General features: G+C 43.9%; 13 protein-coding genes and 1 tRNA gene. 10 read left to right on the top strand and 4 right to left on the bottom strand.

Annotated elements, in window-relative coordinates:
* Positions 1-4 precede the first annotated feature (4 nt).
* Positions 5-79 (bottom strand) — tRNA-Gly (locus QL982_RS13485).
* Positions 80-735: 656 nt separating this feature from the next.
* Between QL982_RS13485 and QL982_RS13480 the strand changes: the two genes are divergently transcribed.
* The 4 genes from QL982_RS13480 to QL982_RS13465 all read left to right on the top strand — a co-directional run bounded on the left by QL982_RS13480 (position 736) and on the right by QL982_RS13465 (position 3,124).
* On the top strand, positions 736-1,548 hold the full coding sequence (locus QL982_RS13480) for a M48 family metallopeptidase (protein WP_290165378.1): 813 nt from the start codon (positions 736-738) through the stop codon (positions 1,546-1,548).
* A gap of 255 nt (positions 1,549-1,803) precedes the next feature.
* Positions 1,804-2,124 (top strand): BolA family protein, encoded by a 321-nt coding sequence (locus tag QL982_RS13475; protein WP_290165376.1) that lies wholly within the window; start codon positions 1,804-1,806, stop codon positions 2,122-2,124.
* Between the two features lie 75 nt (positions 2,125-2,199).
* A complete protein-coding gene (locus QL982_RS13470) occupies positions 2,200-2,559 on the top strand; it encodes a SirB2 family protein (RefSeq protein WP_290165374.1) in 360 nt (119 codons plus the stop codon).
* Positions 2,560-2,722: 163 nt separating this feature from the next.
* Entirely contained in the window at positions 2,723-3,124 is a 402-nt protein-coding gene (locus tag QL982_RS13465; protein WP_290165372.1) for a hypothetical protein, read from the top strand.
* 206 nt (positions 3,125-3,330) lie between these two features.
* Here the strand turns inward: QL982_RS13465 and trxC are convergent, their stop codons facing one another.
* The 3 genes from trxC to QL982_RS13450 all read right to left on the bottom strand — a co-directional run bounded on the left by trxC (position 3,331) and on the right by QL982_RS13450 (position 5,486).
* Positions 3,331-3,768: a thioredoxin TrxC gene (gene trxC / locus QL982_RS13460; protein ID WP_290165370.1), complete on the bottom strand. Its 438-nt coding sequence runs from the start codon at positions 3,766-3,768 to the stop codon at positions 3,331-3,333.
* 65 nt (positions 3,769-3,833) lie between these two features.
* A complete protein-coding gene (locus QL982_RS13455) occupies positions 3,834-4,454 on the bottom strand; it encodes a methyltransferase domain-containing protein (RefSeq protein WP_290165368.1) in 621 nt (206 codons plus the stop codon).
* 159 nt (positions 4,455-4,613) lie between these two features.
* Entirely contained in the window at positions 4,614-5,486 is an 873-nt protein-coding gene (locus QL982_RS13450) for an MBL fold metallo-hydrolase (protein ID WP_290165366.1), read from the bottom strand.
* A gap of 402 nt (positions 5,487-5,888) precedes the next feature.
* Between QL982_RS13450 and QL982_RS13445 the strand changes: the two genes are divergently transcribed.
* From QL982_RS13445 to QL982_RS13420, 6 genes are all read left to right on the top strand, one after another.
* Positions 5,889-6,176: a metalloregulator ArsR/SmtB family transcription factor gene (locus QL982_RS13445; RefSeq protein ID WP_290165364.1), complete on the top strand. Its 288-nt coding sequence runs from the start codon at positions 5,889-5,891 to the stop codon at positions 6,174-6,176.
* Between the two features lie 50 nt (positions 6,177-6,226).
* Entirely contained in the window at positions 6,227-7,936 is a 1,710-nt protein-coding gene (locus QL982_RS13440) for a SulP family inorganic anion transporter (protein ID WP_290165362.1), read from the top strand.
* Positions 7,937-8,083: 147 nt separating this feature from the next.
* Positions 8,084-8,410 (top strand): sulfur transferase domain-containing protein, encoded by a 327-nt coding sequence (locus QL982_RS13435; protein WP_290165360.1) that lies wholly within the window; start codon positions 8,084-8,086, stop codon positions 8,408-8,410.
* A 74-nt stretch (positions 8,411-8,484) separates the two neighbouring features.
* A complete protein-coding gene (locus QL982_RS13430) occupies positions 8,485-8,817 on the top strand; it encodes a TIGR01244 family sulfur transferase (RefSeq protein WP_201592229.1) in 333 nt (110 codons plus the stop codon).
* Between the two features lie 340 nt (positions 8,818-9,157).
* Positions 9,158-9,904 carry a glutathione S-transferase family protein gene (locus QL982_RS13425; protein ID WP_290166094.1) on the top strand — a complete coding sequence of 249 codons (747 nt, stop codon included), beginning with the start codon at positions 9,158-9,160 and terminating at the stop codon, positions 9,902-9,904.
* A gap of 140 nt (positions 9,905-10,044) precedes the next feature.
* Positions 10,045-10,563 (top strand): bile acid:sodium symporter, encoded by a 519-nt coding sequence (locus QL982_RS13420; protein ID WP_290166092.1) that lies wholly within the window; start codon positions 10,045-10,047, stop codon positions 10,561-10,563.
* Positions 10,564-10,620 lie beyond the last annotated feature (57 nt).

Here is a 10,620-nt window from a genome sequence, read left to right as displayed (position 1 = left end):
TATTTGGAGCGGGAAAAGAGATTCGAACTCTCGACCCCAACCTTGGCAAGGTTATGCTCTACCACTGAGCTATTCCCGCTGATTATCAATGCGTCGTGTTGTTAACAACTAATCCGTCTTGATAGGCTGGCTATTCTATCAGATATTCTGCACGCGTCAACACTTTTTTTAAAGATTATGCCTAATATTTTCACAAAAGCGCTCTATTTATAGGAAAAATCAATATAAGTATTTGATTTAAAAACAGGAATTTATTTTCAATAAATAAAAATATTTTGTATAAATAGTCGCAATTTTATATTTTGTCTTGCCTACTATCGGTCGGTTGCGGTCACAAAGCAGTGATACAGAGTAGAAATGCACTATTATGGTTAATCCACTATTAAAGAATTACAGCGTTAACCCCGTTTGAAGTATCACATATACCTCTGCACTCGGTTGCCTTGACTCTCTTTTAAACTGAGTCAACTACCTCCTACTATTGCAGAAGTATATATCACTTACAATCATACGCTTTATTGTTACTTTTCCTACCTTGGTTTTGGTCGGTTAACACTATTATACTTATATCCAATGGCAGTCAGGGTAGACTTTTAGTGTCTGGGTCGATGCGTAAGCGCTAAGGCGCGTCCTCATAAAAGTTTAATAAACAATCACGCCACCCTCTACTGCACTGCCCTATTTTTCAATTTGTTTGATTTTACTTTTTTCCATTTTATAGAGAGGATACTTCTTATGAAAAAATTGCTAACCACCACGGTGATGGCCGCTTCTTTGTCGGCACTGACATTGACAGGCTGTACCAGTACAACCAGTACTGGCGCGGTTGGCGTTGATCGTCAGCAGTTATTATTGGTGTCTAGTGAGCAAGTATTGGCATTATCTGCCCAAAGCTATGCCAAAACACTACAAGACGCAAAATCAAAAGGTGCACTGGATACCAATACCGCTCAGTTAAACCGCTTAAAAAATATTGCAAACCGCTTGGTTGGTCAAGTAGGCGTGTACCGCGCAGATGCAGCCAAATGGCAATGGGAAGTACACACCATCAAGTCTAACGATCTAAATGCATTTGTGGTACCGGGTGGTAAGATTATGTTTTATTCAGGTATTATCGATCGTCTGAACCTCACTGATGATGAGATTGCTGCCATCATGGGTCATGAAATCTCTCATGCATTACGTGAGCATTCGCGTGAACGCATCTCACGCGAATACGCGACCCAAACTGGTATCGGTCTGGCTGCCAGTATATTTGGCTTATCACAAGGACAGGCTGAGTTAGCAGGTACTGCTGGCAATTTAGGCTTGAGCCTACCCCACAGTCGCACTCAAGAAAGCGAAGCCGATCAGATCGGTCTTGAGCTGATGGCACGCGCAGGTTACAACCCGCAGGCCGCTATTACCCTGTGGCAAAAAATGCAACGTGCCAGCCAAGGCGAGCCACCACAATTCTTAAGCACTCACCCAACGAGTAGCAGTCGTATCTCTGAGTTACAGTCATTGATGCCAAAAGTCACACCTCTATATCAAAGATCGCGCCGTTAATACGCTATTAGGTTGTATCCTCATTTTGAAATAGTGATAAACATGAGATAAATGACAGGAGCAAAGTATAGCCAACGCGCTGTGCTTTGCTTTTTTAGTTATAGCCAGACATTACAGGCTTTATAATTGACAAGCTTTGTAATTAGTGGACTTGGTAATCTCACTCTTTACCGCTTGCTGTGTCTGTTATAATGCCGATAGATATCATTTGCAGATTGCCCAATAAAATTGCGCAAAATACGTTGAAGGATTGTTATGAGTACCACACCTACCGCTGATGCACTGAATACTGAACTACAAGCGCTAGAGCCGCAGCATATCGAGCTGATCAATGAGTCAATGTCTCATGCTGGTTACTTTGAAGGAAAGGAAAGCCATTTTAAGCTCACTATCGTCAGTGACACTTTTGAAGGTAAACGACTGGTCGGGCGTCACCAGCTCATATATGGATTGGTCACGCCGTTACTTACGTCGCAAGGCGGTCAAGTACACGCCTTAGCAATCCATGCCTATACTCCAACCGAATGGCAAGGCCAAAGCCCTGACAGTCCATCATGCGCTGGCCAAAATAAATAAGCCGACTACGTTCGGATGGCGATTAAATATGCCAAAAAAGCCTATATACCGCAGTTCTAGAGGAAGCAATATTCCATGAAACATCTACATATGCTAATGGCGGCGCTGACCGTTGTGTTATTTCTATACCAAAGCTATTTAGTGCTGAGCGCAAACAAACGTGCACCACGTGTGGTCAAAATAGCCACTCATATTATCTATGCTTTACTTATCCTGTCAGGGGCGATGATGCTCATGCAACTGATGAGTGCTAATGCGCCTGTACAGTGGGTGTTTGCCAAAATCATCTTACTCATCGCTGCCATTAGCGCTAGTATAAAAGCCTTTAATGCTCATGCGACGCCAACCCAAAGAAAAACAGGCATCGTCATGGCCACCGTTGGCTATATTGGTATCGTGATACTCGCCTTTGCCAAGCCAGAAAACCTGTTTTGATAAGCCGTTTTTTAACGCGCTTTTGATATATTAAAAAAAGTCGATATCTTGATGATATGATGAGAAAATACTTAACCATCGATATCTTTTTAATATCTTAATCACGCTATTTTTGCTATCTTAAATAGAGAAAAATACAATCATTTAGCCTAATGGAGCCATTATGAAAACGTTTACGACAGCGACACTATTAGTGACAGCTGGCATTTTTGCGCTCTCAGGCTGTGCCTCTACTGGTAACATCACACCGCAATATGTGCCACCAAACACTTATCAAAATTATAATTGCCAAGCACTTGGCCAAGAGTACACTCGCGTCAACCGCTATGTCGAAGCGGCTCGCAATGAGCAATCGACCCTATCGGCATCAGGCGTCGGTGTTGGCGTCTCTGCTGGACGCTGGGGTATTTCGCCGAATATCAGCTTTGGTCTAGGCAAGAGTAACAGTACCAAAGCACGTGATGCAAAATTATCGCGTCTCTACGGTGAGCGTGATGCAATTGTCCAGTCGGCGCGCATTCAGCGTTGTAGCTTTGCCAATGGCATCAAGATTTATGGTGAATAAGCTTAAGAAAGTGCAAGGCTATCTGCACGACTAAGATAGTGTATGACACCGTAAAATAGTACATGACACCATAAAGTAGTACATGAAATAGCAAAAAGCCAATATGCAGATCGCATATTGGCTTTTTTATTGCTACGGTTTTTTATAAGAAAACATGAGCGCTTGGATAGATAGTTTGGAGAAAAAGTAATCTAGCCTGACTAATATTACGACTGTAAGCTTTGCACCCACTGGATGATTTGATGACTTGGTAGCGCGCCCGACTGTCGCGCGACTTCTTTACCATTTCTAAAAGCAACCATCGTTGGCAAGCTGCGAATATTATAAGGGGCCGCTGCTTGCTCGTATTTATCCGTTTGTATCTTTGCAAAAACCACCTGTGGTAACTGACTGGCCGCCACTTTGAATTGCGGCGCCATCATAATGCATGGTTGGCACCAACTTGCCCAAAAATCTACGATGGTCAATACCTCGTTCTTTTGAATAAATTTGCTGACCGTTTGCGCGTTCAACTCGTGAGGGCTTGCCGTCAGTAGTGGCTGGCCACATTTACCGCATTTTGGTGCAGCGTTGAGCCGTGCAGCAGGGAGACGGTTGGTTGCTTGGCAATGTGGGCATACTAAATGGAAGTTTTGCTCATTCATGATTTAATTCCTATTCTAATTATTCTATTGTCTTAACAGTTCGTCTTGGATAGATTACTCATTCTCTACAGCACTTGCGCTGCCACACCACTATACACGTAGCTCATCGGTCGTGGACCTGGCAAGTATGATTGGCTTAACTCATCGATGGCAAAACCACCTGCTCTAATCAGTGCTGGGATATCGCGATCTAAATGACACCCTCCCGCTATAGGTTTCCAAAAAGGTGTCAATCGATGCTGCCAACGCTCGACAGAAAGATCTGGTGCTAATCCATGCTCACAAAATAACAAGCGACCATCAGGTTTTAGCACTCGTGCCATTTCTTGAAGTGCCGATACCGGATCGTCGATACTACACAAGGTAAAGGTCATCACAATCGTATCAAATCGATCCGTATCAGCATGAATACCTTGTACATCGACGGCTACCATTTCAACCGGAATGCCAATGCCAGCTGCACGCTCACGAGCCAGCGACTGCATTTGAGCTGCTGGATCCACACCGATAATAGAAGAAACTTTGTCAGGATCATAAAACTGTAAATTCAAACCGCTGCCAATGCCAATCTCCAACACCTTACCTAGCGCTTGCGGAACAATTTTGGAACGTGCTTTCATCACGTTGCCCGTACTACAGGCAACATCTATCATCTTTGGCAACACATAGCGCTCGTAAGGGTTCATTGCTCTCTCCAGTTATTGCCGCACTTAGCGCTTGCAGGTGGTCATACATAGCATCTAAAAATGGACAGTCTACAGGTTAGCATTCTTATAGATATCAATCATACGATACTTACGTAGAGCTGCATCGGGTAATGACTTTCAGTTATTAAACTGTTTAACTTATCCACCAAGGACATTGATAGGTACTTTTAGATAGCGCGTACCATTGTCCTCTGGCTCTGGAAAATGTCCTGCATCGATATTGATTTGTACAGCAGGAATGATAAGGCGAGGCATATCTAAAGTCGCATCACGGCGCTCACGCATCTGCACAAACTCCGCTTCGTTTATACTGTCTTTGACGTGAATGTTTTCTAGTTTTTGCGCGGCTACTGTCGTCGTTGGGCAATGCTGACGACCTTTGCTTGGATAATCATGACACAGATACATGACCGTATCCTCAGGAAGTGCTAGTAGCTTCTGAATAGACTGATAAAGCGTTTTGGCATCGCCGCCAGGAAAATCACAGCGCGCTGTACCGACATCAGGTGCGAACAATGTATCTCCAACGAATACCACTGTTTTCTCATTATCAGCGGCTAGATAGGCCATATCGGCACGTGTGTGACCGGGTACATACATCGCAGTGATAGTAATGTTGCCAAGCTCTAAGGTCTCGCCTTCGTCTGTCAAAATATCAAATTGGCTGGCATCAGTGCGGAAACTGGTGTCAAAATTAAAAATTTGCTTAAAGATTTTTTGTACTTCGGTGATATGCTGACCGATGACTAACTGTCCGCCAAGGCTTTCTTTTACATGGATGGCCGCTGATAAATGATCTGCATGCGCATGGGTCTCGATAATATACTTGAGCGCCCAATCTTGCTCACGTACAAACCCAATCACTTCATCGACACTGCTAGTATTGGTTCTACCTGACTTAGCATCGAAGTTCAATACAGGATCGACAATGGCGCATAATTTTTGCTCAGTATCAGCAAGTACGTGGGTATAGGTTTCTGTGTCGCTATCTAAAAAAGAATGAACTTGCATGGCGGCCTCTTTGATTATTTATACATAAGTTATTTACACATATTTTGGACATAGGGGTTTTTATCTTTAATTAACCCTTAAGTATGATATTCAGTCGTATATAATGCGTTCCTACGACTTATCTGATGCCACCAATATAACAACCACCATACAATTTATCAATTTATCAATTTATCAATTTATCAATTTATATAATGTAATTAATGATAACTTGCTATGTAGCGTGATATCGTTGATAATCAACTATATATTGTTCAAAACATCATGACATTTGTTACCATCTAATGTAAGGAATTTGTTCTGACTACTTCTATTTCAGCCGAAGGTACACCTACTCGCAGTCCCACTGACGATGGGTCATCTGATACTGCAGATTTAGTACCTGCCGATCTTGCCAAGCAAATGCAGCAAGCATCGCTACAAGCCAGCCAACTATTAAAGTCGCTATCGCACCCTGATCGCCTACTCCTTCTCTGTCAATTGGCGCAAGGTGAATATTGCGTTGGTGAGCTTGAAAGCTTAGTCGGTGTGGGACAGCCAAGCTTATCGCAGCAGCTGGGTATATTGCGTAAAGACGAGCTGGTGGCAACACGCCGCGAAGGCAAGCAAATTTACTATAGTATCGCAAGTGAGAATGCCTTGGCTGTACTAGAGCTGCTTTATCAACGTTTTTGTGCCAAAGCAGAATAACGCCGTTCTCGCCTAACTCTTTATGATATTTACTACGGTGATTGGTTGATATGTCCTCTATCGTCGCTCGTCTGATTCCTACTTGGCTGCGTCAATACCAGCTCTCAGCGTTACCGACTGACCTCGTCGCTGGCATAGTGGTAGGCGTATTGGTGATACCGCAGAGCTTAGGCTACGCGGTGCTTGCTGGTCTGCCGCCCGTGTATGGTCTATATGCAGCGATCGTACCTGTGCTCGTCTACGCTTGGCTCGGCTCTAGCAACGTACAAGCAGTAGGACCTGTCGCGATTACCGCCATCATGACTGCCAGCGGTCTGCTACCATATGCGGAGCAAGGCACTGAGCAGTATGCACTAATGGCCAGCCTATTAGCATTGATGGTAGGCGCACTGCTGTGGATTGCAGGAAGGCTAAAACTCGGCTGGATCATGCAATTCATCAGTCGCGGGGTATCCGCAGGGTTTGTGAGCGGTGCTGCGGTGCTTATCTTCATAAGCCAGCTCAAATATCTGACCGATATCCCTATCACTGGCAATAGTTTGATTGGGTATTTGTCCACCATGCAGCGCTATGCCAGCCAACTACACCCACTGACCTTAGTCATTGGCGTTACCGCGTTTGCGCTCTTGGCTGCCAATCGCTATGCGAGTGAATGGATATGGCAGACGTGGCTATCGTCGTCCTATGCCAAATGGGCAGAACGTCTATTTCCGCTTATCTTACTTATCATCGCTATCCTGCTTAGTATGGCACTGCACTGGCATGCGCATGGCGTCGCGACTATCGGTCGTATTCCACAAGGGCTACCGAGCTTTACGTTACCGCATATCTCAGACCTACAAGAAGCGCTTAAACTCCTGCCGACAGCAGGGTTGATGGCACTCATCGTCTTTGTGTCGAGCAGTTCAGTTGCCAGTACCTATGCACGGCTACGCGGTGAGCGCTTTGATGCCAACCGCGAGCTGACTGGACTTGGGCTGGCCAACCTGTCTGGTGGACTGTTCCAAAGTTTTGCGGTCGCAGGTGGCTTTTCGCGTACTGCTATCAATGCCGACTCAGGGGCCAAAACACCACTTGCCAGCCTTGTCACAGTGCTGGTGATGATTGCTGCCTTGATAGCCTTTAGCAATGCACTTGCACCACTGCCCTATGCGTTATTAGGGGCAACCATCATGGCCTCTATCATTGGGCTAATAGATATTGCAACCTTGAAATCTGCTTGGCAGCGTGATCGCTTGGATGCTGCCAGTTTTTTAGCAGCGTTCGTCGGTGTGCTGATATTTGGACTAAATACAGGATTGGTCATTGGGCTTATGGTGTCATTTGCCAGCCTCATTTGGCAATCAAGTAAACCGCATGTGGCCATCGTTGGGCAGTTAGGCGGTACAGGACACTTTCGCAACATCAACCGTCACGATGTGGTGACGTTTGACAGTTTATTGATGCTACGTATTGATGAGAGTCTGTTTTTTGGTAATAGTGAATCGGTACATCGCCATATCCTAAATGCCATGCAGCAGTACCCTCAAGCGCATGAAATCATTTTGATAATGGCGGCAGTCAATCATATTGATCTGACTGCACAAGAAATGCTTTGCACCTTAAATCAAGAACTCGTACTACAAAACAAGCGCTTACATTTTAGCTTTATCAAAGGTCCTGTGATGGACGTCATCGGGCACACGCCATTGATTAACGAGCTGTCAGGGCAGGTCTATTTGAGTACTTTAGAGGCCGTCGATACGTTAAAAAATATCTAGGCTGTGTCATCAATTAGAGCCTGTGTTATGCTAGACCTACTTAACTGACACTGAGTCAGCCTAAAAAATGAGATAAATTGTTCTGTAATACGCTTTGCCAAACTCTCAATAATAAATACACCTTAACAAACACAACTGAACTTATTTATGACCGATAATTTAACGATTTATAAGCAAATCTACCCAAGCCAATGTCTCAAAATTGCCGCGCTTGGCTATCGTTCTGTGCTCAATATTCGCCCAGATGCTGAGGTTGAGACACAGCCCAATAGCTCTGATTTGGCAACTGCCACTGAGAAGGCAAATCTAGCGTATCATCATTTACCATTTGATGATGAACGCTTGAGCATGGCGACTGTCGAGCAGTTTGCGAATTTTTATCGCTCAATGCCCAAGCCTATATTAATGTTTTGTGGTACTGGGGCGCGCGCCAAACTGCTGTATCAAAGTGCGCTGATGCAAGGCCTGTTATAACAACAGCCACCGTTTTAGCCGATCAATCACCATGTGTTATAAAACCAACAACACCAATAAAAAAAGGAGCTCTTATGAGCCATCAAGTTAGCTTTACCGGACAAATCACCCCTGATCAAGTACCGATGATTGCTGAAAACGGCTTCAAAACCATCATCAATAACCGTCCAGATGGTGAAGAACCAAATCAACCGACCAGCGCTGATATTGAAGCTGCTGCGAAAGAAGCAGGACTTGCTTATAAAGAGATTTCTTTTGCTGGTAATGAGCTAAATCAAACGCACGTCGAAACGTTTTCGGACTTTTTCAATCAAGCTGAACAGCCAATGCTGATTTTTTGCCGTACAGGCAATCGCTCAAACGGTATCTATGAAGCAGCCAAGCAAATGGATTTGTTAGACGACTAATTCGTTGATTGATGAATTAGGACAATCATCATAGATCATTAATACTTGCGCCCATCCAGATATTGGATGGGCGTTTTTTTCAATTATTACTTGAATGATAGACTGGTCAATTTTCAATATTAAAGACATAATAAAATTCTACTTAGGGCGTGTCCTCATTTTAAAAATGGTGATAAAAATGAGATAAATTGCCGTCAAACAAGGAAAATAGCGCAGATAATATCGAGATATTAGTCAGCTATTTGACGCCGTTTGGCAAGATTTAGCCATTTTTAACCCATTTAGATAACTATCGATTGAATTGAGGACACGTCCTAATACCGCTTAAAAGGATTTTATTATGCAAAAACCCCTACTAATCATCGGCAACAAAAACTACTCATCTTGGTCATTGCGGGCTTGGCTATTGCTAAAGGCCTTTGACGTTGATTTTGATGAGCAGCTGATTGAGTTGCTTCATCCATCCGCGACACCTATTCTCAATGAGTATGCGCCAACAGGCAAAGTGCCCGTTTTAGTCTATGGTCAAGGTGCTGATAAAGTCACGGTCTGGGACACTTTAGCGATTGCCATTCATGCCAATGATTACCTGACAGATATAGATATTTGGACCGGATTAAGAAAATCTGACGCTGACACTACTAATGATAATAGCCACAGAATAAATAGCGCCTATTGCCAGAGTATCGTCGCTGAAATGCATTCAGGACTGATGGGTATTCGTAGTGAGATGCCGATGAATATCAGAGCCACTGCGAAAATACAGCCAAGTGCTGCATGTTTGAGTGATATCGCTCGTATAGAAGATATCTTTGCAGATTGTTTAAAAAGTCGCTCAACAGACAGCTACCTGTTTGGTCAATTTACGGCTGCCGATGCGTTTTTTGCCCCTGTGGTTCTACGCTTGCAAACTTATGCGGATGCCTCAGGCATAAAGTTAAAACCAATGACCAAGCAGTACTGCGAGACAATGCTAAATAACCCTCATATACAAGCGTGGCGAAAAGCTGCGCTCACAGAAACTCGCATCATTGAAGAAGATGAAGCGGGCCAGATAGTCTCATTGATTGGGGCATTGGCGGAGTAAAACTGAATCCAACCCACATCAAACTTTAGGTGAAAGGTTTACTAAATTTTTCATCACACTTAAGATGATAGAGACACAAGGAATGTGATCTATTTAGAAAGTCATTTTAATATGGCTTTTAATTCAACAAGGAATGTTTTATGAGCGGTACTGCTCTGGCTTTACTCCCACTGGCTCTTGCCTACATTATGTTTACCTTAGGAACAGGGTTAAAACCCAGTGACTTTAAGGTTATCGTCAATTACCCCAAAGCTTTTTTTGTAGGCCTCGTCAATCAGGTTATTTTCGTGCCTTTGATTGCTTTGGCAGTGATTTTAGCAATGGCACCACCACCAGAAATTGCTTTTGGTATTATGCTGATTAGCTTTTGTCCAGGCGGTGTCACGAGCAACATGCTCACCTATTATGCCAAAGGCAATGTCGCGCTGTCAGTCGCCCTCACTGGCGTGGTCAGCCTGTTATCAGTCATTACTTTGCCCATCCTAATCACCTTAGCTTTTAACCATTTTATGCAAGACCAAACGGGCTCTATTAGCGCGGTAAAGATTGGCGCTGTCATGTTTCTCTTGACGACGTTACCGGTTACCCTTGGTATGCTCGCTCGCTATAAGTTCACCGATTTTATGGTGCGCAGAAGCAGTATAGTCAGTTCAAAATAAAACTGTTATGGCTAGGACAAATATCATAAAACAATTTAGATAAGTCATTTTCCATCC

The organism is Psychrobacter sp. 5A.1, assembly GCF_030407455.1.
GTDB lineage: Bacteria > Pseudomonadota > Gammaproteobacteria > Pseudomonadales > Moraxellaceae > Psychrobacter.
The sequence above is the reverse complement of the archived record's forward strand: the minus strand, read 5'-3'. Positions and strand labels throughout refer to the sequence as shown.